Consider the following 26,418-nt stretch of genomic DNA (forward strand, 5'->3'; position numbering starts at 1 on the left):
CCGAAGTCTCTTATGATGGAATGCCCTACCAGTGCGTAATGACCGATACTGTGGACGACGTCGAAGTCCCGTACGACGAGGACGAGGCGTCTCAACAGGAGAAAATACGGGCTCTCGAGGAGCGTCTGGAACTCCTCGAATCCCAGAACGAGGAGATGCGGGACAAGCTCCTCGACGCGAACGCCGAGAACAACAAGTACCAGCAGAAACTCGAGCGTCTGACCCACGAGAACAAGAAGCTCAAGCAGTCGCCGCTGTTCGTCGCCACCGTCCAGGAGATGACCGACGAGGGCGTCATCATCAAACAGCACGGCAACAACCAGGAGGCGCTGACCGAGGTCACCGAGGAGATGCGTGGCGACTTAGAGCCCGACGCCCGCGTCGCCGTCAACAACTCGCTGTCGATCGTCAAGTCCCTCTCGAACGAGACCGACGTCCGGGCCCGGGTGATGGAAGTCACCGAGAGCCCCGACGTGAGCTACGAGGACATCGGCGGCCTCGACGAGCAGATGCAGGAAGTTCGCGAGACGGTCGAGATGCCCCTGAAGAGCCCCGAGATGTTCGACGAGGTTGGCATCGATCCGCCGAGTGGCGTCCTGCTCTACGGACCGCCGGGGACGGGGAAGACGATGCTCGCCAAAGCGGTCGCCAACCAGACCGACGCGACGTTCATCAAGATGGCCGGCTCCGAACTCGTCCACAAGTTCATCGGGGAAGGGGCGAAGCTGGTCCGTGACCTCTTCGACGTCGCCCGCGAGCACGAACCCGCGGTCATCTTCATCGACGAAATCGATGCCATCGCCGCCAAGCGTACCGAGTCGAAGACCTCCGGCGACGCCGAGGTCCAGCGGACGATGATGCAGCTGCTGAGCGAGATGGACGGCTTCGAGGAGCGCGGCGACATCCGCATCATCGCCGCAACGAACCGCTTCGACATGCTCGACCGGGCAATCCTCCGTCCCGGCCGGTTCGATCGCCTCATCGAGGTCCCGAAGCCGACCGAGGAAGGACGGGAGCTGATCTTCCAGATCCACACCCGGAACATGAACGTCGCCGACGACGTCGACTTCGCCCAGCTGGCCGCCGAGACGCCCGAGGCCTCCGGGGCCGACGTCAAGGCTATCTGCACCGAGGCCGGGATGTTCGCCATCCGCGACGACCGCACGGAGATCCGGATGAAGGACTTCTACGACGCCTGGGAGAAAGTCCAGGCCGAGTCCACCGAGGACCCCGAGGTCTCGAAGACGTTCGCCTGAGCCTCGAGCGCCTGAATCCCGAGCGAGACTCTTTTCGCGTTCGCGTCTTCTTCGATTTCGATACCTGAATCTACGAGTAGCCGTCGAGTCACCACTCTCGATCGATTACCGCGTGACTCGAGTGATCGCTCCTCCTCGAGACTGTCGGTCGAATCTCGAGGTGATCTCGAAGGTGAATCTCAAGAGCAAACGTCGAGGGCAAAAACGAACGCAGGTGCTACAGCGTCGCGAAAAGGGCCCAGGGAACCAGGAACAGCGCGACGGTCATCAGCCCGAGAATCGCCAGGTAGCCTGCACCCGTGCCGAGGGCTGTGAGCCACGTTGGATGCTCGTACGCCGAGAGATCGAGTGCCATACTCGATTCTCCGCCGAAGCGATCATAAACGTACCGGGAACGCCAGCCATCGTTCGGACCGTTTTTATCGCTCGAGTGGCTACTTCGCTGCAATGACGACAATCGCCGTGGTGGACAATCACGGACAGTTCACCCACCTGGAACAGCGTGCGCTGCGCGACCTCGGCGTCGACTGCACGCTGGTCGACAACGAGACGCCGCCCGAAGACGTCGAGGCCGACGGTATCATCCTCTCGGGTGGCCCCGACATGGACCGCATTGGCCAGAGTACCGCCTACCTCGAGGACGACCGCCCCGTCCTGGGCATCTGTCTTGGCATGCAACTCATGGCCCTCGAACCCGGCGGCGAGGTCGGGAGCGGCGACTACGGCGGCTACGCCGACGTCACCGTCGAGGTGCTCGAGGAGGACGACCCGCTCATCGGATCGCTGGCCCCCGAGACGCGCGTCTGGGCGAGTCACGCCGACGAGGTCAAAACGCTACCCGAGGGGTTCACCTGCACGGCCTCGAGCGACGTCTGCGGCGTCGAGGCCATGAGCGACACGGACCGGGACCTCTACGGCGTCCAGTGGCACCCCGAGGTGGCCCACACCGAAGAGGGCGAGGAAGTGTTCGAGAACTTCCTCGAAATCTGTCTGGCGTCGGCGGAAGCGACGCACTGACGGCTACCGCATCGTGTCTGCCGTCCCCTGGCGGCTCGAGGCTACTCACTCTCCGGCTGATTCACTCTCTGGCTCGGATCGATCGCCGACCACCCGATACGTCCGCCCCCGCTTGCTGCCGACGGCCTCGATCAGGTCGTAGTGAACCATCTTCGTCAGATAGTTCCGGAGCGTCCGCGACGTCTTGGGGTCGTCCACCCGTCGCTCGTACTCGGCGTAGAGCGCGCTTGGTTCGATCTCGCCCGCCTCGTCGACGACGTCGTAGAGCACCCGCTGGTGTTCGATCAGGCCGTCGATGGTCTCCCGACGAATCGCTCCCTGGTGTCGGGAATCGCCTCCTCGAGCGCCTCGTCCGAGAGCGTCCCGTCGCCGCGGCGCATCTCGATCCGGGCTGCCGAACGCAGGATGCCGATGCCGACGCGGGCGTCGCCGCCCGCTGCCTGCGCGATCCGATGAAGCTGGTCGTCCTCGACGGCGCCCGGCTCGAGGCCCTGTTTCGCTCGTTCTCGAAGGATCGCGACCAGTTCCTCGGTCGAATAGCGGTCGAACTGCACGCGCGTCCCGGCGCGCAGGCGAGAGCGGACGCGGTCGTCGAACCCGGCGAAGAGTTCGGCCTCGCGGTTGGCGATCAACACCAGCGAGACGTGCCCCAACCGGTGGAGGTCGTACAGGGCCGTCGTCTCCTCGAGCTGGTCGACCTCGTCGAGGATGGCAACGACGAGCTGGTCGTTCGCCGCTGCGAGGCGGTCGAACAGTTCGTCCTTCGGCGTCGAGCGATGGACCTCGAGCGCGAGTCCGAGCGCGTCGAGAATCGCGTACAGCACGCGATATCGGGTGTGGTCCTGCCAGCAGTTGACGTAGGCGACCTGTACGTCGGGTCGCTTTTCCTGCAAGCGATCGAGCGTGTATCGCGCGATACAGGTCTTGCCGACGCCCGTCGGCCCCAGGAGAAAGGTCGTCTCCGGGCGGTCCCCGTGAAGGATCGGCTCGAGCGTCTCCGAGAGGTGGGAGACCTCGTCGTGACGGTGGACCACCTCGCTCGGAACGAAGTCCTCCTGGAGGACGCGCGGATCGACGATCACGATACGACGAGTGTGCGCTCGAGGACCATAAACGGTCGTGGCTCGCCGCGTGCACTCTTTACGCCGGCGTCCGTACGCGGCGTATGCACACCGCCGTTCAGCTGTACTCCTTGCGAAGGCTCGATCGATCGCTTCCCGAGAAACTCGAACTCGTGGCGCGAACTGGGCTCGAGGGCGTCGAGCTGGCGGGACTCGACGACGCGGATCCCGAGGCCGTCGCCGACGCGCTCGAGCGGACGGGGCTCGAGGCGATGGCCGCTCACGTCCCGATCGAGGACCTCGAGGCCGACCTCGAGGCCGCCGTCCGCCCCTACGAAACGGTCGGCTGCGAGCGGATCGTCGTTCCGTGGCTCGATGCCGATTCGTTTCGGTCTCGTCGTGCGATCGAGGAGACGGCCCAGCGGCTTGCGACGCTGGGCAAACGACTCACCGACAAGGGGTATTCGTGCTCCTATCACAATCATACGCAGGAGTTCTCTGCGATCGAATCAGACGTGGACGACCAGCGCGACGCCTTCGACGTTCTGGCCGGCGCCCTCGCAGGGACTCCCGTGACGCTCGAGCTAGACGTGGGATGGGCTCACGCCGCGGGTCGCGACCCCGTGTCCCTCCTCGAGCGCTACGGCAAGCAGATCCCGCTGGTTCACCTGAAAGACGTCGACGGCGACGAGCCGTGCGCCCTCGGGACGAGCTCGGTCCCGCTCGAGGCCTGCGTCGACGCCGCCCAGGAAGCAGGCGCGACGTGGCTCGTCTACGAACACGACGATCCGTCGGACCCGGAACGGACTCTCGAGCGCGACGCCGAGACCATGGTGGACTTGCTCGGCCGATAGTTCGGGACCCGTCCTCTCGGGCCGACCAGGACGAATTTGTATATCGAAATGCGGTATATCGTGGCGGTGAGTACCCGAGAAGCCGAGGAGAGGACAGGCAATCGCTGTCGAGCGCAGGTAGCGAAGAACGTTCGTGGACGGCGTCCGATGGACTCCACGATTGCGGGCTGACGCGATACTGGCGAGTGGGCGTACCTTGTCGGCGTACACGAACGGGAGAATATCAATCATATGCTCATAGCTGCGAACGTCGTACCCGGTTTCGCGACCGCGACCCCCTGGGTCTCGAGTTCGAACTCACCCTCGCTCGAGGCCCTGTTTCGTCGACCGTGAGAGAGGGCAGTAGCATCTTCGAATCCGAAATACGGAGAATCGACAGTTGGCCGTCGGATAGCACTCGAGAGGCACCGTCGGCCGGGGCGTGCGAATATGACATCACTAGCCGACGACGGGACACCCTCTCCTGGAGACCTTTCCAGCCTTCGGTCGCCGTTCGTACCGTCGGGCCGCTACCGACGCCGATTCGGCGTCACGGTCTCAGGAAGCTCCCGGTCCGGATTCCCTCTCGAGTCTGGTAATTCAACTGGAACGTAACCGGCCGAAGGCGCACTATCGATCCCGGATGGGGGAGTCGGCGAATCGATCCCGGGCTGAGAGCCGCCGCTGAAACGCGGCGCCGATTCGACGGACCGTAGATTCACTCTCGAGAGCTGGTCGAGGAAGATCGCCGATCGACAGGTTCCGGACCGGCCGTGAGCACGTTTTCGGAGATTTTGCGTTCGATTTCGACGAATAGAGCAGGTCGACGAGAGCCTAATAAACCCCATTATGATATATTAAATTGGAGTCCGTGGACGCAGCTCGGGCCTTGAGCACGACCGGAAAAATAGCCGACTGCGTAGGGAAGTCAGTACGGCGCGTAGAACACCCATCCCTCCGGCGGGACCCAGACTTCGACCCAGCCGTCACCGTTGACCTCGACGTCGCCGGCGTTCCCGCTGTAGTCGTTGAGCGTCTCGTTGCGCCAGGTCGTGTACACCCACTGGCCCTTCCAGTCGTTCGTGTTGTTGTTCAACCCGACGAGCAGATTGTTGTCCCGCTCGTAAATCGCGAGATCGGAGTCGGCGTGGCGCCAGTAGGTCGCTCCGCCCGCGAGATTCTTCTTGACCCAGACCATGTTGTTGATCGCGTCGTCGTCGAGGATGCTATCGGGGTAGAGGTTGTACACCATCGGCGTCCCCTCGATCGTGAGGACGTGCGCGTGGGCGAGGTGGTACTGCGGCGGTGCACCCTCGTCGTGGTTCTGGACGAAGGGCCACGCGTGCCACGGGTCCTGTGCCTTCAGTCCAGCTCCCTCGAGCTGGCTCATGTCGCCGTAGTCGAAGACCGACTCAAGGACGAAGTACAGCGGGTAATCGAAGGCGTCCATTCCCGTATCCACGTAGTTCTGGACGTAGTCGACGCTGCCGTCGAACACCTCACCGACGCGGTTCATGCCGAACTCGTCGGCCCAGGGATTCGCGTACTGGTCCCAGAACTCGGCCTCGACGTGTTTGACCGCGTCGTACCGGTAGCCGTCCGCCCCGAAACTCGCGATTTTCTGCATGTAGTTGTACAGCTGCTCGCGGACGTACGGCGCCGTGTCCTCGTGGCCGTGGGCCTCGAGCTGGGCGAGGTCCTTGAGCCCGAGCAGGTCGCCGTGTTCGACCTGGTGCTCGTCGTTCCAGTCGTCGATGGAGCCGACGTGCGTATGGAAGTGCTCCTCGTCGAACTGCGGGAAGTCGTACCCCCGGTCGGCGGCCATGTGGTTCATCACGCAGTCGACGTACACTTCGAGGCCGTTGTCGTGGGCGGTGTCGATGAGCCGTTGCAAGTCGGCTTCGGTGCCGAACTCGCTATCGAAGGAACGGAAGTCGACGGGCTGGTAGCCGAGCGGTGGGTCATTGCGTCCGTCCTGGTCCGCCCAGGTCAGTTCGCTCTCCTGGGGCGCCTGGATCCAGATGCCGTCGTACCCGCGGTCGGCGACCTTCCAGAGGTTGTCGGTGATGGTCGGCCACGTTTCGTGGAAGTACTGAAAGAACGCTCGTTCCCCGGCAGCCGACACCGTCGAGGCCGATCCGAGGCCGGCGAGCGCCAGCCCGGTCGTCGCTGCTCCACGAACGACGTTCCGCCTGCTGATCGTCGGTGACTCCTGTGCACGTTCGCCGTGAGTGTCTTTCTCAGACATACAAGTACGAGGTACTATTACATCCAACATATGTATTTTGTAATTTTAAATTACAATTAACAGCTACTCGAAGAAGGAGTATCGGCGACCTCACCATGTGAATTCGAGGAGAGCGTGAAAGCCGTGAGCGAGCAGGATAGAAACCGGAATCTGTCGTCCTAGCGCTGATGAAATCGGCGTGTATCCACCGTGGTTTCTTTACCACTCACCGACACCCTCCGGTATGGACGAGATTTCACTCGGCGTTCCGGAACCGGTACTCGAGCGACTTCCCGACGACAGCGGTGACACGGCGATGGACATGCAACATGCCGTCGCTGATTGGGAGAGCCGATTGAATCGCATCATCGAAGACGCTGACGACGACGCAGAAGCCGCCGGCCACGTCCTCGACGCGATCGAGCACTTCGAGGATCGACTCGAGACCTACGATACGTTCGTTCCCGAACTCCGGGCGTGGGGGCAGTCGCCGATTTACGCCATCGCGTGGCGAACGCTCTACGCGGACGTCATTGCCCAACTGTACGAACACGAGGACCTCGCGACGTACCTCGACCGGGAGCGAAACTCCCGACTGGTCCAAGACGGGATTCGTCTCCGGGACCGGTGAGTGCTGACAGCCGGTCAGATAGTCTTCCGTTCGAAACAGTCGGTTGCGAATGCAGACGCAACGATTTTCTTCGCATCTACGGTAGAAAGGGGCGTGAACGCGAGGGACGAGGACGGCGCTGACCTGGACGCGACGACGCGACTTCGCCGGCGTGTGCTCCCGACACTGCACCGAATCAAAGAGCCGCTGGGCGGGTTCGCCACGTGTACCCAGCACCCGTCTGAGTACGTCGGAACCATCGAACGAGACCTGCGAGCGTTTCGGCCGGACCTCGAGGCGATGGCGTTTTCCCCGGAACCGATCGCCTCGCTGAAGGTCCACGAGGACGGCCGTTTCTCGGCTGGAAGCTGGGTGCGACGGCGGTCGCCGCTGGCCGACTGGCAGCTACACGTGACGCTGTTTCAGGACGGGCGAGACGCCGTCGACGTGTTCGCCCACCGGGAGTACTCCTGGCTTCGCCACCCGTACAAGCACTACGTCGGCGACGGCTGGGATACGTCGGGCGGCGTCGATCGGATGCGGTCATTGTTGCGAGGTCACGGAATCGAGTTCGTCGTGGACTAGACGAGTGCAGTGCTTCGGCGTGCCGTCGACCTCGAGACGGTCCGTGGTGCATCTCCTGGCCGTCCGTACCGTTCCTCGAGGCCTTTCGCACCGTGCCTCGAGAGGTCTCGGTTCGCATCTCGAGACGAACGTAAGGCGACCTCGAGACGAACTCGAGGTGAGAACGTATCGACAACGCAACCTATTCGACCCCCGCGTTCGAACCACGACCCATGACCCGGACGGAGACGGTCGCCGCCTTCACGGACCTCTACCTCCCCACGGTCAACGGCGTCACCTACACGATCCAGCTCTGGCGCAAGCGCTGGCGCCAGCAACGGACGGCGATGCCCATCGTCTACCCGGAGATGGACGGCTACGAGGCTGGCCCCGGCGAGTACCCGATTCGAAGCGTTCGCGCGCCGCTTTACCCCCAGTACCGCCTCGGGCTTCCCTCGATTCCAGACGACCTCGAGACGCCGGACGTCGTCCACGTCCACACGCCCTTCACCATCGGTTTCGCCGGGATTCGCTTCGCCCGCAAGCGCGACGTGCCCGTCGTCGCCTCCTATCACACCCTCCTGGACGACCGGGCCAGCCAGCACGTCTCCGGTAACGTCCTCGACGGCGTCAAGCGGACCTGCCGGCTCTACGAGCGCACGTTCTTCGAGCGCGTCGACCACGTCACCGCGCCGACCTCCTTCGCCCGCGATCACTTGCTCGAGACCGTCGAGGCCGACGTCGACGTGACGGTGGTCTCGAACGGCATCGACACCGACTTCTTCCGGCCAGTCGATCCGACCTCATTTCGCAATCGATACGATCTCCCCGACGACCGCCCGCTGCTCGGCTACACGGGTCGCCACGGCGAAGAGAAGAACCTCGAGGAGGCGATCGACGCCGTGGACGGAACGCGGATGACGCTCGTCCTCGGCGGCGACGGACCCGCTCGCGAGGCCCTCGAGGAGCACGCGGCCAAGGTGGACGCCGACGTCAGATTCCTCGGCTTCCTCGAGCGCGAGGAGTTGCCGGCGTTTTATGCCGCCCTCGACGTGTTCATCTTCCCGAGCCCGGTCGAGACCCAGGGGCTCGTGGCCCTCGAGGCGACTGCCTGCGGGACGCCCGTCGTCGCTGTCGACGAAGGGGCACTGACCGATTCGGTGATCCAGGGCGAAACCGGCTACCGCTACCGGCGCGGATCGATCGGAGACCTTCAGTGGGCGATCACGCGCTGTCTCGATGAACACGACCGTCTGGCCGACCTCTGTCGCCGGCGACGAGCGATGCTCTCGGTAGACCACTCCATCGAGCAACTGTCCGAGATATACGATCGACTCGTCTGAGCGGTCTCGAGAAGCGGTTTCAGGAGCGGTTCGGGAAGGGTCTCGGAAACGGTTTCAGGAGCAGTCATGGGACGCACCGAACGTTCGACTCGAGACTGATTCCCAACAGGCCCGACCGCGGGCACTTAAGTCTCGTCGCGTCAATTCGAGCGCATGGAACTCGATCTTCGATTTTTCGCCACGTTTCGCGAAGCCGTCGGCCAGAAGGACCTCTCGAGAACGGTCGAGGACGGCGCGACCGTCGGCGACGTGCTCGCGGGACTCGAGGAAGAGTACCAGGGCCTCGAGGGAGAACTGCTCGAGGACGGCGCGATTCGGCCGCAACTGAGCGTGCTAAAGAACGGCCGGGACGTGGTCCACATGGCCGGCGTCGACACCGACCTCGAGGAAGGCGACCGACTGTCGGTGTTTCCACCCGTCGCTGGCGGCTGATTCGCTCGAAAGGGTAAGTCGAGCGCGGGCGGACAACTGCCGCCGAACGCACGTTTATGGGCACTCTCCACGAAACTGATCCAATGACCACGCGCGTCGAACGCTCCTTCCGGGGGATTTCCGAGCGACTCGCCGTCCGCTACCTCGAGAATTTGGGCGGCGAGCGAGTGGCAGACGACGTCGTCAAGGGAGACGGCTGGCGAGCCCAGTTCGACGCCGAGACGGTCGGGATCGGGCCGACGTTGACGCTGACCGAGGTGACCGTCGTCTTCGACGGCGAGGAGGACGTGCTCGAGGAACTCGTTCCCGCGTTCGCCCAGAAGGCGATGCGGGCTGGAGGGTGAGATTGGCGATGACGGTCGCCGACGAGCCGATCGAGGGTCAGATCCTCCTGCTCGCGGCGGCGAAAGCGAGCGTCCCGCCGTCACGGCTTCCGGATCTCGTGGAACGGGTTCAACACTACCTCGCGGCCGATCTCGACCGATATCGTCGATCGGCGGAGTGCCCCTACGAGGACGACGACCGGATCGTATTACTGTTCGAAACCGGGTTCTGGGAGCAGATCGGGTCGACGCTCGCACTCGAGGAGCGCGAGTGGGACGCCGTCTCGCGCGCACACGCCGAACAGTTTCGTCGGATCGGGCGCCGCCGCGACCGCGAGGACGAGTTCGAGACGGCACTGGAGATTCGCGAGCCGGTCTGTATCGGCCGTCCCGCCGCTGACGAGCGAGGTATGACTGGTTGACGGCAGGTCGAACGAGCGTCAAGCGAGCACCGAATACGCTCGGATACGCGCCCGGAAATGCGCGAGAAGGATTGGAAGGGTTAGCTCGAGCCCGGATTCTTCCGGGCGAGTTCGGCCCCACAGATCGGGCATCGGTCTTTCTGTTCGTCGTACTCCCGTCCACAGCCCTGGCACTGGAAAGTCCACTCGCGCTCTTCCTCGATGCCCTCGCGCGCGATCGGTTCGACGGTGACGGTCAGGCGCTCGGCGACGTTTTGCATCGCGTAGTCGTCGGTCACGAGCACGGCGTCGAGTTCGAACGCGGCGGCCACGAGGCGAACGTCGGTGTCCGAGAGCACGTCGAGGTCGCCCGACTCCTTCGCGGCCCGGCGAACCTTCTCGGTGGTGTCGCCGTTGGGAATGTGCACGTGCATGCCCGACCCCTCCATGGCGTCGTAGCGGTAGACGCTCTCCCCCTCGAGTTCCTCGCGGACGAGCGGAATCGTGGCTGTCTGTTCGGTGGTGTGAAAGTCGTGAATAAAGGCCGACGAATCGAGAATGTACATACCGTTAGCGTTGGACGACGATGTAGTCTTTCACCGCCTGCACGCGGCTGACGGGGATGAGAAAGCGGCCGGCGTCGTTTCGGTCGAAGTCGACCGAACGGGAGGGGAGTTGTTCGTCGGGGTCGACCACAAGGTCGTGGAGTTTGCCCGAGTTGATGTCCATCGTGATGTTGTAGAGCAGCCCCAGTTCAGTCCCGTCAGAACCCATGACGGACTTCCCCGAGAGGTTCTCGGCGAGTATCTCGCTCATACCCCCTCGTACTGACTAGTGACTATTAAAGACATGGGAGCCGTCAGACGGACGTCGCCCCTCGAGCAGACGGAGCCTCGAAACTGAGTAGCGGAGTACGTGCGTATCCCCTCGAAGACTATAGCCGTCGCTCGAGGACTCACTCGTCGAGGGCGCGAGCACCACTACGGTTCGGGGACGACCACCTCGACCGCCCGACCAGCTGACGCGCGGAGAATCCGGTGACGATGGGTTTAACTACCGGGCAACGGACGATACGGATAAGACCTTCTCGGGTGGTTCACTATGTCGGACACTGACTCGGATACACACGATCCAGCGGCCCTCAGGACCCCGATCGTCGCGGTCCTGGGACACGTCGACCACGGTAAGACCAGTCTCCTCGACAAGATCCGCGGCTCCGCGGTCATCGAGGGCGAAGCAGGGGCGATCACCCAGCACATCGGCGCGACCGCCGTTCCGCTCGAGGTCGTCTCCTCGATCGCCGGCGAACTCGTCGATCCGGACGACTTCGACCTCCCCGGACTCCTCTTCATCGACACGCCCGGTCACCACTCGTTCACCACGCTTCGCTCGCGCGGGGGCGCGCTCGCGGACATCGCCATCCTCGTCGTCGACGTCAACGACGGCTTCCAGCCCCAGACGCTCGAGGCGCTGGACATTCTCAAGCGCTCCCAGACGCCGTTCATCGTCGCCGCGAACAAGATCGACACCGTCCCCGGCTGGAACGTCCACGAGGACGCCCCAATTACCCAGACCTACGAGTCCCAGTCCGATCGAACCCGCCAGCGACTGGACGAGAGCCTCTACACGATCATCGGTAACCTCTCCGACCACGACTTCTCCGCCGACCTCTACTGGCGCGTCCAGAACTTCCAGCGCAACGTCGGCGTCGTCCCCGTCTCCGCGCTCACCGGCGAGGGCGTCCCCGACTTACTCGCCGTGATGATGGGGCTCTCCCAGCGCTACATGAAAGAGGAGATGGAGATCGACGTCGCCGGTCCCGGCGTCGGCACCGTGCTGGAAGTCAAAGAAGAGAAAGGATTCGGTACCACGATCGACACCGTCCTCTACGACGGAACGATTCGCAGCGACGACACTATCGTCGTCGGCGGACTGAACGATCCCATCGTGACCGAGGTCCGCGCCCTGCTCCAGCCCCGGCCGCTCGCCGAAATTCGGACCGAGAGCCGCTTCGACAACGTCGAAGAAGTCGGCGCAGCCGCCGGGATCAAGGTCGCCGCGCCGGACCTCGAGGACGCGATGGCGGGCGCCCCGGTCCGCGTGATCCGGGACCGCCCCCTCGAGGACGTCGTCGCCGAAGTCGAGTCCGAACTCGCGGACATCGCCGTCGACACCGAGGAGGAGGGCGTCGTCGTCAAAGCCGACACCCTGGGCAGCCTCGAGGCGATGGCCGACGCCCTCGGCGAAGCCGAGATTCCGATCGTCAGAGCCGAAGTCGGCGACGTCGCGCCGCGGGACATCTCGGTCGCCTCGACCGCGGACGACGCGAAACAGCGCGCCGTCCTCGGGTTCAGCGTCGACGTCCTCGCCGACGCCAAGCGCCGGGCCGAAATCGACGACGTGGAGCTGTTCACCGACGACGTGATCTATCAACTCGTCGAGGGCTACACCGAGCACGTCGAGGAGATCGAGCGCGCCCAGCAGGATACCATCCTCGACAACATCACCCGCCCGTCCCGGTTCCGCGTGCTCGAGGACCACGTCTTCCGCCAGAACGATCCCGCCGTCGTCGGCGTCGAGATCTACTCCGGGACGCTCCAGAACAACTCCTTCGTCGCGAAGTGGGAGGACAACGAACCGACGCGCGTTGGACAGGTCAAGGGCATTCAGGAGCAGGGCGAAGACGTCGACGAGGCCCGCGCAGGCGAGCGCGTCTCGGTGGCCATCGACGGGCCGACCATCGGGCGGCAGGTCAAGGAGGGCGACCTCCTGTGGACGGAAGTCCCCGAGAAGCACGCCAAGATTCTCGAGCAGGAACTCACCAGTGAGATCCCCGCCGACGAACTCGAAGCGCTGAACATGTACCTCGAGAAACACCGCAAGCGGGATCCGTTCTGGGGTAAGTAGCGACGCCGATTGGCGGCTCGAGGTGGCCTGGTCCACCCCGTCGCTGGACGTAATATCAACTCCTCGAGATCGGAGTGAAATCGAGATCCTGTAGCCGGGCGTGAAAACGCTGCCCCGTAGCCGGGCGTGACATCGACTGTCACGAAGGGAACGTTTTTTAGGCGCCATCCCCAATCGGAAGTAGCGAGTTCTCATGAACGGAAATACGCCGTACGCGGGGTTGCCGGGAGTTACACAGGCCGGACAGCGGGCCGCGGCGGACGTTCCCGAACTGTCACTCGAGCAAAAGCGAACACTCCAGCGGACCGTCAGCCAGATCGCCGCCCGGACGCGGGAGTTCCTCCCCGACGAGTACATCGTCGACGCGGACGTCGCCGACGGCGTCTCCGGGCCGCAGGCGCTCGTAGCCGTCCAGCCGCCGATTGGCCATCCAGTCAGCGCCGGATTCACGCCCGACCTCGAAAATACTCCGGAGGACCTCATCAGTGCCGACGACCGCGACGAGGTCGCCCGGGGGCTGGCCGCAAGTGCCGCCTTGCAGGTAAAACACGCCGTCAGCGACGACGTGACGCCGACAGCCCGGTAGTCGTCTAATCCACTTTCTGCCGTCCACCCGTCTTTCCGCCCATCGATTACTCTGAACGCAGCGAATCGAACGCCTCGAGCGCAGCGATTCGATCACTCGACGTCGCGAACCAGCCCCGCCCGCAGGTCGCGACCGAAGTAGTAGCCGATCACGCTCGCGAGGAGGCCGGCGCCCGCACCGATGGGGAGCAGGTACTGACCCGAGTCCGTCGGCAGGAAGATAGCAAAGTCTAGGAGGACGGCCAGCGCACCGACACCGGCGCCGCCGAGGCTGACCTCGAGGTAGCGACGTCTCGAGGCCGCGACGCCGATCACGAACGCCATCGCGAGCAGGCCGAGCAGGCGACCGATGCCGGAAAACGGCAGGACGATACCGCCAGCCATCATGCCGAACCCGAGTGTGAGGACGATGGCGAGGAGACTTCGTAGGGAGAAGTACCGCGACGGCGAGAGGCGGGCGCGGATCGAGCCGCCGCGTCGGAACCGCGAGAACGGGTTCGACGTCCAGTTCCGACTCGAGTCCGTCGATTCGCTCGATTGCGTCGACTGCGTTTCAGCGTCGGCGCTCACACCAACGTCGGCACTCGCACCGGATCCGCCCTTCAGGAGCCGTTCAGTTTCGGCCAGCAGGTCGTCGGTGTCGGCGCCCGGCTCGCGCTGGCCGGACGATCGCGTCTCGCCGTCGTCCACCGATACCTCGTCGGAACGCTCGCTCATACCGTCCCCGAGGGGCGACGGAGGGATAGTTCCTTCGCTGACACGAGACCGAGGGGCGAGTGGCACATGTAGAACGCGGAAAAACGAAAAAGCGGGAGACTAAGTATGATCCGCCCCGAATCGGGGGTATGAGCCTGGGACAGCGGGTCTCGAGCGACCACCAGCTCACCCGACTGCTACAGATCGGGATCGTCCTGGAAGAGGTCGTCGAGTCGCGTGCCGCCCACCACCTCGAGTCGTTGCCCGAGGCCGAACGCGAGGCCATCGACGACGAGGTGCGAGCGTTACTCGCCGAGGCGGCCGAGGAGTCAGCCGAGCACCGCCAGCGCCTCGAGGCGCTCGTCGACGAACTCGAGGCCGAGACGGTCTCCTACGAGGAGATCAACACGCTGGTCGACGCCCGCTACGGGCCGCCCGAGGACACCGACGGCGTCCTCTACGACCAGCTGTGTAACGAGGAGACGGCCTACAAGTTCTACGACGACCTCATCGCGGCGATCGAGGCCTCCGAGACGGACTTCAGCGTCGACCGCGAGCGCGTCCTCGACACCCTCGAGGCGATCCGCGCGGAGGAGACCGAGGGCGTCGAAGCGGTCACGGATATCATGGAGCGACGAGCATGAGCAGGGAGCCGAACGGAACGCGCACGTTATACACATCGCGCAGTTCGTGCGGATCGCGTACGTCGCGGACGTCACACACGATGCGGACGCGAGGTGGCAATCGATGAACACGGCAGATCAATACCTGAAGGCGGTCTACCTGGCACAGCGTCTCGAAGACGGCCCGGCCTCCACCGGCACCCTCGCGGAGTTGCTCGAGGTCAGTCCGGCGAGCGTCAACGAGATGATCGGGAAACTCGAGGAGCGGGAACTCGTCGAACACGAGAAGTACAAGGGGGCGACGCTCACCGACGAGGGACTCGAGCGCGCACACAACGCCCTCCAGACGTACTGTATCATCGAGCGATTTCTCACGAACGTCCTCGAGGTCGAGGAGTTCCGCGAGGAGGCCCGCGCCCTCGAGAGCGTGATCGACGAGACGGTCGCGGATCGACTGGACACAATCATCGACCGCCGAGAGGAATGCCCGGACTGTTTCGACGCCGAAGAGGACTGCTGTGCCTACCTCGAGGCGGGGTCGCTCGCGGAGTGACGGCGTGTCGGTGTCGGTCGCGGACGGGACGGGAGTTTATATAGGATCGGGCGGCCAGACCCGGCGTGCGCTGTCCGACCTGTGAGAAATCCCTGCAGACGAAACGGGGAATGCGACAACACCACACGAAAGTCCACGGAGAGCCACTGCCGAACCGGACGTGCGAGGGGTGTGGCCTCGAGTTCTACGATCCGAAGTCGAGGCGAAATTACTGCAACGACTGCAATCCGAACGGCGGGTCGAACAATGGCAACTGGAAAGACGCCAAAGAAGAAGCCTCGTGCGTCCGCTGCGGGGAGACGTTCGAGTACTACCCCTCGAACAAGGAAGGCGTGTACTGTCCGTCGTGCGTCGCCGACGCCGACGGCCTGCTCCCGGACAATCCGTCGACGCCCGGTGAACGGGTGTCGACCACGTGTGCGTTCTGCGAGAGCGAACTCGAGGTCTATCCCTCTCGCGTAAAGGCGAACGAGCGCGGCGTGTTCTGTGGTCGAACGTGTTACGGAAACTGGCTCTCGGAGACGGTCGTCGGCGAGAATCACCACCAGTGGGAAGGCGGCCCGATACCGTACGGACGAACGTGGTGGAAAATACGCCGACGGGCACTCGAACGAGACGACTATCGCTGTCAGGCATGTGGCCGCGACAACGAGGCGATTGGGCGAAATCCCGACGTCCATCACGTCATCCCGGTCCGAACGTTCGATGACCCCGAAGACGCCTACACGCTGGACAACGTCGTTTCGCTCTGTCGTCGCTGTCATCGACTGGCAGAGGAGGGGTCGATCGCCGTTTCAGCTGGCGGAAAAAGGTAACACTATTACTTTTCCACCGACTACGACCGGATACCCACTGTCAAGCCGACGACTGGCCGTGGAGACGCGTACAGTCCCGTGGTGTAGTGGCCAATCATAATGGCCTTTGGACGCAATCGGAACCCACCTATTGCGGGAGACAGCCATTGACGGCGGTTCGAATCCGCCCGGGACTACTATCAAATATTTTATTTAAATTTTTGGTTAGTCAATCACGCTCGAGAACGAACCGTAACGACTGTAGCCTCGTCCACACCACATCCGGTATGGCGAGATGGCTTCAGAGCGGGCGGCGACGCGATATCTGTTTTCTCCTCGCAGCGATGGAGGCGGTGCGCGGCCAGGAACTCAAGTCGGCCCTCGAGTCCCACTACGACGAGCGCCTCGAGCCGAAGGCGTTCTACGGCTCCCTGTCGGCGCTCGTCGACGCGGGGTTCGTCGAGAAGGACGTCGAGGGGCTCCACGACGTCTATCGCCTGACCGACGCCGGCGAGGCTCGCGTTCGCGAACACGGGTCGTGGGTGCGGGCGTGTCTCGAGGGCGAAAACGAGAGCGAGAGTACGTCGTTGGAGTGACGGCGCCACTCGCGCCTTCGAGCGCGTCAGCCTACTCGAGCAACCGATCCCCGATCGTGTTCCGCAGAATCTCGCTCGTGCCCTCGTAGATCTCGTTGAGTTTGGCGTCGCGGTAGAAGCGCTCGGCGGGGAAGTCCTTGGTGTAGCCGTAGCCGCCGTGGATCTGGATGCCCTCGTTGGCGACCTCGCGGGAGACCTCGCTGGCGTAGAGTTTCGCCTGAGCGGCCTCGGTGATGTAGTCCTCGCCGCGGATCTTGTTGTCGGCAGCTCTGTGCATCAGCAGTTTCGCAGCCTGGATCTTCGTGTCCATGTCCGCGAGTTTGTGCTTGATCGCCTGGAACTCGCCGATGGGCTGGCCGAACTGCTCGCGCTCGCCGGCGTACGACCGGGCTTCCTCGAAGGCGGCGCGGGCGATACCGACGCCGCGGGCCGCAATGGTGATGCGGCCGCCGTTGAGCGTCTTGAGCGCCTGGACGAAGCCGTCGCCCTCCTCGCCGAGTCGGCGGTCGGCGGGGATCCGGAGGTCGTCGAACCGGAGTTCGGCAGTGGGACAGCCCTTGTCGCCGAGTTTCTCCTCCGTGCCCTCGACGTAGAAGCCGTCGTCCTCCTCGGGACGCACGACGAACGAGGAGATGCCGCGGTTGCCGGCGTCGGGGTCGGTCTTCGCGAAGACGGTGACGGTGTCGGCGACGGATCCGTTCGAAATCCAGAGTTTGCCGCCGTTGATGACGTACTCGTCGCCGTCACGTTCGGCCGTCGTCGTCATCGAGGGGACGTCGCTGCCGGCTCCGGCTTCGGAGAGGGCGAACGCGCCGACGTCTTTTCCCTCGGCGAGCGGCGTCAGGTACGTCTCCTTCTGAGACTCGTCGCCGAACTCGTAGAGCATGTTCCCCGCCAGCGAGATGTGCGCGGCGACGACGGTTCCCAGTCCGCCCGAGCCCCGGGAAATCTCCTCGATGCCGATCGCGTAGGAGTGGTAGTCGAGGCCGGCGCCGCCGTACTCCTCGGGGAACGGCATGCCCATCAGGCCCAGGTCGGCCATCTGGTCGACGAGATCCCGCGGGAACTCGTCCTCGCGGTCGATCTCGCTCGCGACGGGAGCGATCTCCTCGTCGACGAACTCCGCGACCATGTCCCGAATCTGTGCCTGCTCCGGCGAGAGGCTGAAGTCCATGATCGATCCATCGAGCGGCCGCCGCTTTATTGTTGTTGTACGCTCGTCCCGTTGACTCGCGTGTATTCGACCGTCGATCGAGACCCATTGCGTCGCGCTCGACGAGACTGAACGGGCCGGTTCGGTTCGCCTATCCTCAGAATCGTCCGCGACCGGGGTGTTTTTCCGGAACGACGACCAATAATGGGCCTAGATGACTACGGGCCACTCCCCTCCAGCCGCCGAATCCGACATCGAGTGGTGCTACGACGCCGTCCACGGCGTTTCGCGCACCTTCTCGATTACCATCGACCGACTCGAGGAGCCGATGGCACGTCACATCTGCCTGGGGTACCTCCTGTGTCGAATCGCGGATACGATCGAGGACGCCGGCCACATCCCACCGGCCGAACAGACCGCCCTGCTCGAGACGTTCGATCGGGTACTCGATCCGGACGCCGACACGACGGCCGAAGACTTCCGCGAGGCCGCCGAACCCTGGATCCCGGAGGACCGGTCGAACGACTGGGACGTCGTCGCGCACGCCCCGCGAATCGTCCGAACGTTCGAATCATTCGAGGACGAACCTCGCGAGATCATGCGTGAACCCGTCAGGGAACTCGTCGACGGGATGGCGATGTTCACCAGCCGGTACGCCGACGAGGGCGGTCTCCGCCTCCAGACGCTCGAGGAACTCGAGGAGTACTGCTGGTACGCCGCCGGGACCGTCGGGACGCTCATCACGGGGCTCGTCGCCCGCGGCACCTCGCCCGAGCGCGCCGAGGTGCTGCGCGACAACGCCCGGTCGTTCGCCCTGCTCTTGCAGCTGGTCAACATCGCGAAGGACGTCGAAACCGACTACCACGAGGAGAACAACGTCTACCTGCCGGCCGAGTGGCTCGCAGAAGAGGACGTCGCCGTCGAACGCGTCACCGACGAGGCCCACCACAGCGGCGTCACGAACGTCATTCGTCGGGTGACCGGGCGGGCGGAGGGATACCTCGACGGCGCCCAGCGCTACCTCGAGGTGGTGCCCGAACGCCACGGGAACACGCTGTCGGCGTGGGCGATTCCGTACCTCCTGGCCGTGGGCACCCTGCGGGAACTCCGCGAACGGCCCGAGGACGTCATTCGTGAGGGGAACGTCAAGATTACGCGCGCGGAGGTCTTCGCCGTGATGCAACGGTTCGAACAGGACCTCTCGAGGTCGGCACTCGAGGAGTTGCGACGCGAGATGTCCGAGAAGCCGCTGCACCAGTAGCGGATTCGCGTCTATCGGCAGTGGGGTCGTGTCTGCCTGTAGCGGATTCGCGTTTACCGGTAACGGATTCGAAGAAAGTCGAGAAAGGGGATCTGCTCGACGGATTGCGAATTGATGCAGAAACTATAGTATATTGCTATCGATTGTATAGCATTGGGCCGGCGCGAGCACCTCGAGCGACTGGAACTCGTCGGCGATGAGTCGAGGTGCCTCGAACGCCGGGGAAACGCAGGTGAAAATGCAGCGCAGCCGTTACGCGAGCGCGAAGACGTCGGCCTCGAGCCGACGGTCGGGAGTCACGGTGATCGTCACGTGGGCCTCCGTGACGCCCCAGCCGTCCTCGAGCTGGTCGGCGATCGCCTCGCTCGAGAGGCGGAGCGACTCCTCGCCCAGCTGGGCGCGAAGGCCGTAGGGACGGGCGGTCTCGTGCCACGGGCCCCGAACGGCTTGGCGGTCGCGGCCGCTCTCGTGGCCGGCGGGGTCGAGCCAGCGGGTGGTCTCACGGGCGGTCTCGAGATCGGTGCCGACGGCGATCTCGACCGGGGCGCGCTCGCTCGAGTCGTTCGCGACGTGGAGGGAGGCGATCCGAAAGGTGCCGGGGTCGGACCGCTGGCCCCAGGCGACGGCGGCGGTCAGGGTCGTACCGAGACCGCCGAGTCCGAGACCGAGGACTGTTCGGCGGGAGTACGTTGGAGTGGAGGGCATCGCTATCCAACACTTCAACGGCGCTACTGATATACCTGTTGACTCGCTAATAGGTGTGCGAGTGCTAGTCGTACTCGTAGAAGCCCCGTCCGGTCTTTTTGCCGAGGTCGCCTGCTTCGACCTTGCGCTTGAGGAGGTAGGCCGGTTTGTATCGATCCCCGAGTTCCTCGTACATGGTCTCGGAGGCGTGCAGGCAGACGTCGAGGCCGATGTGATCGGCCAGTTTTAATGGTCCCATCGGGACGTTCGTCCCGAGTTCCATCCCCGCGTCGATGTCTTCCTTGCTCGCGACGCCCTCGTCGTAGGCCCTGATCCCCTCGTTGAGCCAGGGCATCAGGATACGGTTCGTGACGAAGCCAGGCTTGTCGTCCGATTCCCAGGTCGTCTTTCCGAGGTCCTCGGCGATTTCGTGCGCCAGGTCGGTGACGGCGGCGGTCGTCTTCTCCCCGACGACGATTTCGACGCCTTCCATGATCGGCACGGGGTTCATGAAGTGCAGGCCGACGACGCGCTCGGGGTGCTCGAGCGGCGCCGCAATCGAGGTGATCGAGAGCGTGCTCGTGTTGGTCGCGAGCACGACGTCCTCGTCGCAGGTGTCCTCGAGATCCTGGAAGATGTCCCGCTTGACCTCCATGTTCTCGACGGCGGCCTCGACGACCAGGTCGCAGTCGGCGAGGTCCGCGAGGTTGGTCGTCCCGGCGATTCGCGCCCGGATTGTTTCGGGGTCGTCGGGCAGGGCGTCCTTCCCGTCGAGGCGCTCGAGGCTGTCGGCAATCGCGTCGAATCCGCTCTCGACGTACTCGGATTCGATGTCGCGCATGACCACGTCGTAGCCGGTCGTGGCGGCGACCTGGGCGATGCCGCTCCCCATCGTCCCCGCACCGACGACGCCGATTCGCTCGATGTCCTGGCGTACCATGGCGGGCAATACTTGCGATTCGCTGGTAAGTGTAGCGATACGTCGGGACGAGTGGCCGCTCGACCGTCGTTAGTGCCCGCAATTTCGACCGACGAAGGCGGCGTCAGACGTCACCACTGCTGGCGATTTTCTCGAGGGGAAGGTTCAAGTTACGGGCGTGTGAGGTACGGATAGTTCCGGTGAATCGCGTGAGCAAGGAAAACGTGGCCGAAACGAGAGACGGCGCTGCACGAGTCCTCGAGCCGGGCCACCGAGAAGCCCTCGAGGACGCGGGTATCGAACCAGCAGTCGTCTCGAGACAGCGTTGCTCCTATCGGATGCTGCTCGACGCCGGCCTCGACGAAGCCGTCGCCGACGCGCTCCGTCGACAGTTCTCCCTGCCGTGGTCGTTCGAGACCGACGGCGATCTCGACCGGCGCTCTAGCGAGGTTCGCGGCCTGGGAGAGGCCGAACGCGCCTGGGTCGCCGCGAGCGCCGACGAGGGGTGGCAGGCGTTCGAGCCCGTCTCCTCGAGCGGGACCGAAGCCGAAGCCGAAACCGGGGCCGAGGACCCGTCCGACCGTCCCTGGCCCCGACCGACGCCGGTGACAGCGGTGACCGGTGTCAGTCCCGAAAACGCCACGAGGCTGGCCGAGGCGGGGATCAACTCCGCGGAACGGCTGGCGACGATTCACGCGACCGAAGTCGCGAAGATTCTCGAGTTGAGCGTCCTCCACGTCCGGACGTGGCGTCACAACGCTCGCGAGTTAGTCGATTGAGCGAGTCACCCAAAGTTGAAATTGAGCGAGGCATTCGAGCCTTGGACCTCGAGGCCAGCGAGCACGTCCCGAATACGTATCACCCATTGGATAAATACTCGAGCGTGACGTTCGGACCGAGACGACGACCAGCGAGTGTGGCTCGAGGAAGCTCGAATTTACTACTCGAGAAAGTATTTTTCAGTTGAGAGGACCGCCAACGATATATGGGTCGATGGTGGAGTTGCAGGCAGATGCGACCCATCGACGACTCACCGATCGTTCGCGACGGAAACGCCTGCATTCTCGCGATGGACCACGGCCTCGAGCACGGTCCGGTCGACTTCGAGGAGGTGCCCGAGAAGCTCGACCCCGCGACCGTGTTCGAGACGGCGACCCACGACGCGGTGACGTGCATCGCCGTCCAGAAGGGAATCGCCGAGGGCTACTACCCGAGCTACGAGGACGACGTCAACCTCCTGGTCAAACTCAACGGGACGTCGAACCTCTGGATGGGCGAGCCGGACTCCTCGCTCAACTGTTCGGTGGAGTACGCTGCCGAAATCGGGGCCGACGCGGTCGGGTTCACCCTCTACGGCGGGTCGAACAACGAAGTCGAGATGGCCGAGGAGTTCCGCGAGATCCACGAGGCCGCCCGCGAGTACGACCTCCCGGTCGTCATGTGGTCGTACCCGCGCGGCCAGGGGCTGAAAAACGACACGAAACCGGGGACGATCTCCTATGCGACCCGACTGGCTCTCGAGCTGGGCGCCGACATCGCGAAGGTCAAATATCCCGGTAGCGCCGACGCCATGGAACACGCAGTCCAGTGTGCCGGCGACATGAAGGTCGTCATGAGTGGGGGCTCGAAGACCGACGACCTCGACTTCCTCTCGACGGTCGAGGCCGTGATCGCCGCCGGCGGCAACGGCCTCGCCGTGGGCCGAAACGTCTGGCAGCGCGAGAACCCCGAACGGCTGCTCGACGCCCTCGAGAAGGTCATCTACGAGGGGGAGACCGCCGACGCCGCGCTCGAGGCGTGACGATGGCGACGGCGCTCGACGACGCGGTCGAGCCGGTGAATTCGATCGTGCGGACGGTCGCCCGGTCGGCGACCGAGATCCGCCAGGGCCTCATCGGCCGCCGGAGCAGCGCCGCCGAGGAGAACCCCAGCGGCGAGACCCAGCTCGAGGCGGACGTCTGGGCCGACGACCTCCTCTACAATCGCCTCTCGCGACTCGAGGGGGTCGCCCAGTACGCGAGCGAGGAGCGCGAGGAGGTTCTCGACTGTGGTGAGGATGTCGACGTGGACGACGGCGTCGCCGTCGCCCTCGACCCGCTCGACGGCTCCTCGAACCTGAAGTCGAACAACACGATGGGGACCATCGTCGGGATCTACGACGAGCCGCTCCCGGCCCCAGGCGAGGCTCTCGTGGGCGCGTGTTACGTCCTCTACGGACCGATCACCACGATGGTCGTCGCCACCGAGGACGGCGTCTCTGAGTACGAACTGGGCGGGGGCGAGGCGACGGTCGTCCAGGCCGACGTGACCCTCCCCGACGACCCGGTCGTCTACGGCGTCGGCGGGCGCGTCCCCGACTGGCCGCCCGCGATCGAAGCCTACGTGAGCCGCCTCGAGAGCGAACTCAAACTCCGGTACGGCGGGGCGATGATCGGCGACGTCAACCAGGTGCTGACCTACGGCGGGCTCTTCGCGTACCCGACCCTCGAGTCGAGCCCCGAGGGAAAACTGCGCGTCCAGTTCGAGGGCAACCCCATCGGGTACATCCTCGAGCGGGCCGGCGGTCGTTCGAGCGACGGCCACGGCTCCCTGCTCGCCGTCGAACCGACCAAGCTCCACCAGCGGACGCCGCTGTACGTCGGGAACGAGGCGTACGTCGATCTGATCGAGGACGTCCTCGCCGACGCGTAACACGTTAGCGGCGAGTGGCTCAGGCTCCGTCGGCACTCGGAGAAACCCGACACCCCTTTACTCGCGCCCCGAAAACGGGGTGGTATGTTCCGTTCACTCCGTGCGGAGGTCGAGACCGCCCTCGAGGGGGCGCTCTCTACGCTCGACCTCCCGACCGACGACCTCGGCATCGAAGAGCCGCCAGAAGACGTCCCGGCCGTCCTGGCCTCGAGTGTCGCCTTCCGGCTGGCCGGCGAAATGGGGGCCGCCCCGCCCCAGGTCGCGGCCCAGCTAGCCGAGGAAATCGACGTCGACGACCTCGAGTACGTCGGCCGGATCGACACCCAGGGGCCGTACCTCAATTTCCTGCCGAGCGACGCCTACTTCGCCGACACCCTCGCGGCGGGGACCGACGAGACCTACGGCCACCTCCCCGACCGCGACACCTCGGTCGTCGTCGAACACACCAGTGCCAACCCCACCGGCCCGGTTCACGTCGGCCGCGCCCGCAACCCGATCGTCGGCGACGCCGTGGCGAACGTCCTCGACGCCGCCGGCTACGACGTCGAACGCCACTACTACGTCAACGACGCCGGCCGACAGATGGCGGTCTTCACCTGGGCCTACGAGACCTTCGACGAGAGCGACCTGGAGTCCGAACCCGAGCGTGACCGTATCGAGTACGACCTCGTGCGCTACTACCAGAAGGGCAACGCCTACCTCGAGGATGCCGACGATGCGGCCGTCGAGGAAGCCGAAGCCGAAATTCAGGCCATCCTGCAGGGTCTCGAGGAAGGCAACGAGGCGACTTTCGAGCGCGTCCAAACTGTCGTCGATCAAGTTCTGGGCGGCATGCGCGAGTGTCTGTCCCGCCTCCCTGCCGAATTCGACGAATTCGTCAAGGAGACCCGGTTCATGCTCGACGGAAGCACGCAGGAGGTCGCCGACCGCCTCCGTGACACCGAGTACGCCGTCCTCGAGGAGGGAGCCTGGCAGCTCGACCTCGAGGAGAGGGGGATCGAGAAGAACCTCGTCTTCCTGCGCTCGGATGGCACCTCGCTGTACACCACGCGCGACCTGGCCCACCACGAGTGGAAGTTCGAGCACTACGACCGCGCGGTGACCGTCCTCGGCGAGGATCACAAGCTCCAGGCCACTCAGCTCGAGGCAACCCTGGATCTGCTCGGCAACGATACCGACGCCCTGGATTCGATCCACTTCTCGTGGGTCAACCTCCCCGGCGGCGAGGGAATGTCGACCCGTCGCGGGACGGGGATCATGCTCGACGACCTGCTGGACGAGGCGATCGACCGCGCCCGCGACGAAGTCGAGAGCCGCATGGACGACCGCATCCGAGACGACGACCTCGACGAGGCGGACGTCGAGCGCATCGCCCACCAGGTCGGCATCGGCGCCGTCCGTTACGACATCGTCTCGAAGCAACCCACGAAGGGGATCACCTTCGAGTGGGACCAGGCACTCGATTTCGAGGCGCAGTCAGCCCCCTACGTGCAGTACGTTCACGCGCGCTGTTGTGGGATCCTGGACGAGGCCGGTGTCGGCGTCGGCGGCGATATCGAAACTGACGTGGACGCCGACCTGCTCACCACGGAGGCCGAACGCGACCTCCTCGAGACTATCGCCCGTTTTCCAGCCGTCATCGAGGAAGCCGCCGACGACCTCGAGCCCCACCAGGTGGCGACTTTCACCCGCGAGTTCGCGGAGGCGTTCAACGCCTTCTACCGCGAGTGTCCGGTGCTCGCCGACGACGTCGAACCCGACGTGCGCGAGGCGCGCCTGGCGCTGGTCGCCGCCTCGAGGCACACGATGGCCAACGCGCTGGCTGTGCTCGGGGTCGAGGCACCGGAGTCGATGTGAGTTGGGCACGTGCTCGCCGACTCGAGGCGGCGTAATCTCGGCCGTTCGAGCGGCGTAATCTCGGCGGCACGGATTTGTGCGAGCGCGTGTCACACGACGGCGACGTTGAAGTACCTAGTCCGTGAGTGATGCGTATGCCCGGCCCAGTATTCCTCGAGGGAGACCGCGTCGAGTTACGAACCGTCGAACAGGAGGATGCCGCGTTCTTACAGGAACTGATCAACGACCCCTCCGTCCGGACGAGCCTGTTTTCCTACCGCCCCATCGCCGGTCACCAGGAGCGCGAGTGGATCGAATCGATCGGCGAGGACGACGCCGTCAAACTCCTGATCTGCGTCGACGGCGAGGCCGTCGGCATCGTCACCCTCGAGCCCCCGAACGACGTCTGGGGCTGTGCCGAGATTGCGTACATGGTCGCGCCGGCTGAGTGGGGCAACGGCTACGCCACCGACGCGGTCGAGGCCCTCTGCGGCTATGCGTTCACCGAACGACGGCTCAACAAGGTGTACGCGAGCGTCTACGCGACGAACGGGGCCTCGGCGCGCGTGCTCGAGAAGGCGGGGTTCCAGAAGGAAGGCGAGTTTCGCCGGGAGGCGTTCGTCGAGGGCGAGTACGTGGACCTCCTTCGGTACGGGTTGCTGGCTGAGGAGTGGATGGACGGCAGTTGACATTCTCCGCACGACCGAAGTCGTGGGATTCCCCGTGCTCGGGGTCGAGTCGGTCTCGACGCCGACAGGGGCAACTTCCCGCCCTCGATGGACGGTCTCGGTTTGCAGGTTATGCGTCAGGGCGGTGGGCGCGTGGTGACGCCAGTCCGCGTGGACTACCCTGCTAACACCCCACGGTCCGTGCCATCGGCCCGACTCGGAGTCGCGCCCGAGCCTCACTTGGGCAGGGTTGCTTTTTGATGGTGGAGACCCCAATCCAACTCCAGTTTTCCCGAGCGAGTTATGTTGATATCTGACCCCAGTCATCCTAAAAATTGCGTTTTTATCATAACTGGTCGGATTCATCCCAGGACTGAAGTCGGGG

Annotated in this window: 29 protein-coding genes, 1 tRNA gene and 1 pseudogene; 22 read left to right on the forward strand and 9 right to left on the reverse strand. The window is 64.5% G+C overall.

The window, feature by feature from the left end:
• The first annotated feature begins 38 nt into the window (after positions 1-38).
• Positions 39-1,256 (forward strand): proteasome-activating nucleotidase Pan1, encoded by a 1,218-nt coding sequence (pan1, locus tag J1N60_RS00005; protein ID WP_312909667.1) that lies wholly within the window; start codon positions 39-41, stop codon positions 1,254-1,256.
• 217 nt (positions 1,257-1,473) lie between these two features.
• Here pan1 and J1N60_RS00010 read toward each other — a convergent pair whose 3' ends face one another.
• Complete coding sequence (locus J1N60_RS00010) at positions 1,474-1,611, reverse strand: hypothetical protein (RefSeq protein WP_253430069.1); 138 nt, start codon at positions 1,609-1,611, stop codon at positions 1,474-1,476.
• A 92-nt stretch (positions 1,612-1,703) separates the two neighbouring features.
• Here J1N60_RS00010 and J1N60_RS00015 point away from each other — a divergent pair, with 92 nt between their 5' ends.
• Positions 1,704-2,273, forward strand: a complete 570-nt coding sequence (locus J1N60_RS00015; protein ID WP_312909668.1) for a GMP synthase subunit A — start codon at positions 1,704-1,706, stop codon at positions 2,271-2,273.
• A 45-nt stretch (positions 2,274-2,318) separates the two neighbouring features.
• Here J1N60_RS00015 and J1N60_RS00020 read toward each other — a convergent pair.
• A pseudogene (locus J1N60_RS00020) lies at positions 2,319-3,355 on the reverse strand (Cdc6/Cdc18 family protein).
• A gap of 83 nt (positions 3,356-3,438) precedes the next feature.
• Here J1N60_RS00020 and J1N60_RS00025 point away from each other — a divergent pair.
• Positions 3,439-4,188, forward strand: a complete 750-nt coding sequence (locus J1N60_RS00025; protein WP_312909669.1) for a sugar phosphate isomerase/epimerase family protein — start codon at positions 3,439-3,441, stop codon at positions 4,186-4,188.
• Between the two features lie 907 nt (positions 4,189-5,095).
• On the opposite strand, the gene J1N60_RS00030 is transcribed toward J1N60_RS00025, so the two are convergent.
• A complete protein-coding gene (locus J1N60_RS00030) occupies positions 5,096-6,415 on the reverse strand; it encodes an alpha-amylase domain-containing protein (RefSeq protein WP_312909671.1) in 1,320 nt (439 codons plus the stop codon).
• 223 nt (positions 6,416-6,638) lie between these two features.
• On the opposite strand from J1N60_RS00030, the gene J1N60_RS00035 reads away from it, so the two are divergent.
• The 6 genes from J1N60_RS00035 to J1N60_RS00060 all read left to right on the forward strand — a co-directional run bounded on the left by J1N60_RS00035 (position 6,639) and on the right by J1N60_RS00060 (position 10,088).
• Positions 6,639-7,025, forward strand: coding sequence for a DUF7971 family protein (locus tag J1N60_RS00035; protein WP_312909673.1), 387 nt, complete (start codon positions 6,639-6,641; stop codon positions 7,023-7,025).
• A gap of 93 nt (positions 7,026-7,118) precedes the next feature.
• On the forward strand, positions 7,119-7,589 hold the full coding sequence (locus tag J1N60_RS00040) for a hypothetical protein (protein WP_312909675.1): 471 nt from the start codon (positions 7,119-7,121) through the stop codon (positions 7,587-7,589).
• A 212-nt stretch (positions 7,590-7,801) separates the two neighbouring features.
• Entirely contained in the window at positions 7,802-8,911 is a 1,110-nt protein-coding gene (locus tag J1N60_RS00045) for a glycosyltransferase (RefSeq protein WP_312909677.1), read from the forward strand.
• Between the two features lie 153 nt (positions 8,912-9,064).
• Positions 9,065-9,343, forward strand: a complete 279-nt coding sequence (locus J1N60_RS00050) for a ubiquitin-like small modifier protein 1 (protein WP_312909679.1) — start codon at positions 9,065-9,067, stop codon at positions 9,341-9,343.
• A gap of 83 nt (positions 9,344-9,426) precedes the next feature.
• Positions 9,427-9,687 (forward strand): MoaD-like domain-containing protein, encoded by a 261-nt coding sequence (locus J1N60_RS00055; protein ID WP_312909680.1) that lies wholly within the window; start codon positions 9,427-9,429, stop codon positions 9,685-9,687.
• Between the two features lie 8 nt (positions 9,688-9,695).
• Entirely contained in the window at positions 9,696-10,088 is a 393-nt protein-coding gene (locus J1N60_RS00060) for a DUF8048 family protein (RefSeq protein WP_312909681.1), read from the forward strand.
• A gap of 80 nt (positions 10,089-10,168) precedes the next feature.
• On the opposite strand, the gene J1N60_RS00065 is transcribed toward J1N60_RS00060, so the two are convergent.
• Positions 10,169-10,633, reverse strand: a complete 465-nt coding sequence (locus J1N60_RS00065) for an NOB1 family endonuclease (RefSeq protein ID WP_312909682.1) — start codon at positions 10,631-10,633, stop codon at positions 10,169-10,171.
• 4 nt (positions 10,634-10,637) lie between these two features.
• Positions 10,638-10,883 carry a PRC-barrel domain-containing protein gene (locus J1N60_RS00070; protein ID WP_253430099.1) on the reverse strand — a complete coding sequence of 82 codons (246 nt, stop codon included), beginning with the start codon at positions 10,881-10,883 and terminating at the stop codon, positions 10,638-10,640.
• 285 nt (positions 10,884-11,168) lie between these two features.
• On the opposite strand from J1N60_RS00070, the gene infB reads away from it, so the two are divergent.
• Together infB and J1N60_RS00080 are read left to right on the forward strand one after the other, a co-directional pair.
• Complete coding sequence (infB, locus tag J1N60_RS00075) at positions 11,169-12,974, forward strand: translation initiation factor IF-2 (RefSeq protein WP_312909684.1); 1,806 nt, start codon at positions 11,169-11,171, stop codon at positions 12,972-12,974.
• Between the two features lie 193 nt (positions 12,975-13,167).
• Complete coding sequence (locus J1N60_RS00080) at positions 13,168-13,560, forward strand: DUF5811 family protein (RefSeq protein WP_312909685.1); 393 nt, start codon at positions 13,168-13,170, stop codon at positions 13,558-13,560.
• A gap of 92 nt (positions 13,561-13,652) precedes the next feature.
• On the opposite strand, the gene J1N60_RS00085 is transcribed toward J1N60_RS00080, so the two are convergent.
• The gene (locus J1N60_RS00085; protein ID WP_312909687.1) at positions 13,653-14,276 is read right to left on the reverse strand and encodes a DUF456 domain-containing protein; all 624 of its coding nucleotides are present in this window, start codon (positions 14,274-14,276) and stop codon (positions 13,653-13,655) included.
• A gap of 128 nt (positions 14,277-14,404) precedes the next feature.
• Here J1N60_RS00085 and J1N60_RS00090 point away from each other — a divergent pair, with 128 nt between their 5' ends.
• The 5 genes from J1N60_RS00090 (at position 14,405) to J1N60_RS00110 (ending at position 16,821) form a co-directional block, all read left to right on the forward strand.
• Positions 14,405-14,899: a ferritin-like domain-containing protein gene (locus tag J1N60_RS00090; RefSeq protein WP_312909688.1), complete on the forward strand. Its 495-nt coding sequence runs from the start codon at positions 14,405-14,407 to the stop codon at positions 14,897-14,899.
• A gap of 103 nt (positions 14,900-15,002) precedes the next feature.
• Positions 15,003-15,431, forward strand: coding sequence for a metal-dependent transcriptional regulator (locus J1N60_RS00095; RefSeq protein WP_253430113.1), 429 nt, complete (start codon positions 15,003-15,005; stop codon positions 15,429-15,431).
• Between the two features lie 110 nt (positions 15,432-15,541).
• Positions 15,542-16,246, forward strand: coding sequence for an HNH endonuclease (locus J1N60_RS00100; RefSeq protein WP_425499311.1), 705 nt, complete (start codon positions 15,542-15,544; stop codon positions 16,244-16,246).
• Between the two features lie 72 nt (positions 16,247-16,318).
• A tRNA-Gln gene (locus tag J1N60_RS00105) sits at positions 16,319-16,422 on the forward strand.
• A 90-nt stretch (positions 16,423-16,512) separates the two neighbouring features.
• A complete protein-coding gene (locus tag J1N60_RS00110) occupies positions 16,513-16,821 on the forward strand; it encodes a PadR family transcriptional regulator (protein ID WP_312909691.1) in 309 nt (102 codons plus the stop codon).
• A 31-nt stretch (positions 16,822-16,852) separates the two neighbouring features.
• Here the strand turns inward: J1N60_RS00110 and J1N60_RS00115 are convergent, their stop codons facing one another.
• On the reverse strand, positions 16,853-17,995 hold the full coding sequence (locus J1N60_RS00115; RefSeq protein WP_312909693.1) for an acyl-CoA dehydrogenase: 1,143 nt from the start codon (positions 17,993-17,995) through the stop codon (positions 16,853-16,855).
• Positions 17,996-18,188: 193 nt separating this feature from the next.
• Here J1N60_RS00115 and J1N60_RS00120 point away from each other — a divergent pair, with 193 nt between their 5' ends.
• Positions 18,189-19,235 carry a phytoene/squalene synthase family protein gene (locus J1N60_RS00120; protein ID WP_312909695.1) on the forward strand — a complete coding sequence of 349 codons (1,047 nt, stop codon included), beginning with the start codon at positions 18,189-18,191 and terminating at the stop codon, positions 19,233-19,235.
• A gap of 252 nt (positions 19,236-19,487) precedes the next feature.
• On the opposite strand, the gene J1N60_RS00125 is transcribed toward J1N60_RS00120, so the two are convergent.
• Both J1N60_RS00125 and J1N60_RS00130 read right to left on the reverse strand, forming a co-directional pair.
• A complete protein-coding gene (locus J1N60_RS00125) occupies positions 19,488-19,940 on the reverse strand; it encodes a hypothetical protein (protein WP_312909697.1) in 453 nt (150 codons plus the stop codon).
• 64 nt (positions 19,941-20,004) lie between these two features.
• Positions 20,005-20,859: a 3-hydroxyacyl-CoA dehydrogenase family protein gene (locus J1N60_RS00130; RefSeq protein ID WP_312909699.1), complete on the reverse strand. Its 855-nt coding sequence runs from the start codon at positions 20,857-20,859 to the stop codon at positions 20,005-20,007.
• 188 nt (positions 20,860-21,047) lie between these two features.
• Here J1N60_RS00130 and J1N60_RS00135 point away from each other — a divergent pair, with 188 nt between their 5' ends.
• From J1N60_RS00135 to J1N60_RS00155, 5 genes are all read left to right on the forward strand, one after another.
• Positions 21,048-21,617, forward strand: coding sequence for a hypothetical protein (locus tag J1N60_RS00135; protein WP_425499312.1), 570 nt, complete (start codon positions 21,048-21,050; stop codon positions 21,615-21,617).
• Positions 21,618-21,850: 233 nt separating this feature from the next.
• On the forward strand, positions 21,851-22,639 hold the full coding sequence (locus J1N60_RS00140) for a class I fructose-bisphosphate aldolase (RefSeq protein WP_312909700.1): 789 nt from the start codon (positions 21,851-21,853) through the stop codon (positions 22,637-22,639).
• Between the two features lie 2 nt (positions 22,640-22,641).
• Positions 22,642-23,529, forward strand: coding sequence for a class 1 fructose-bisphosphatase (locus J1N60_RS00145; RefSeq protein WP_312909701.1), 888 nt, complete (start codon positions 22,642-22,644; stop codon positions 23,527-23,529).
• 84 nt (positions 23,530-23,613) lie between these two features.
• The gene (argS, locus tag J1N60_RS00150) at positions 23,614-25,386 is read left to right on the forward strand and encodes an arginine--tRNA ligase (RefSeq protein WP_312909702.1); all 1,773 of its coding nucleotides are present in this window, start codon (positions 23,614-23,616) and stop codon (positions 25,384-25,386) included.
• A 134-nt stretch (positions 25,387-25,520) separates the two neighbouring features.
• On the forward strand, positions 25,521-26,054 hold the full coding sequence (locus J1N60_RS00155; RefSeq protein ID WP_312909703.1) for a GNAT family N-acetyltransferase: 534 nt from the start codon (positions 25,521-25,523) through the stop codon (positions 26,052-26,054).
• The last annotated feature ends 364 nt before the right edge of the window (positions 26,055-26,418 follow it).

Origin of the sequence: Natronosalvus caseinilyticus (genome assembly GCF_017357105.1) — an archaeon.
Classification (GTDB): Archaea; Halobacteriota; Halobacteria; order Halobacteriales; family Natrialbaceae; genus Natronosalvus; species Natronosalvus caseinilyticus.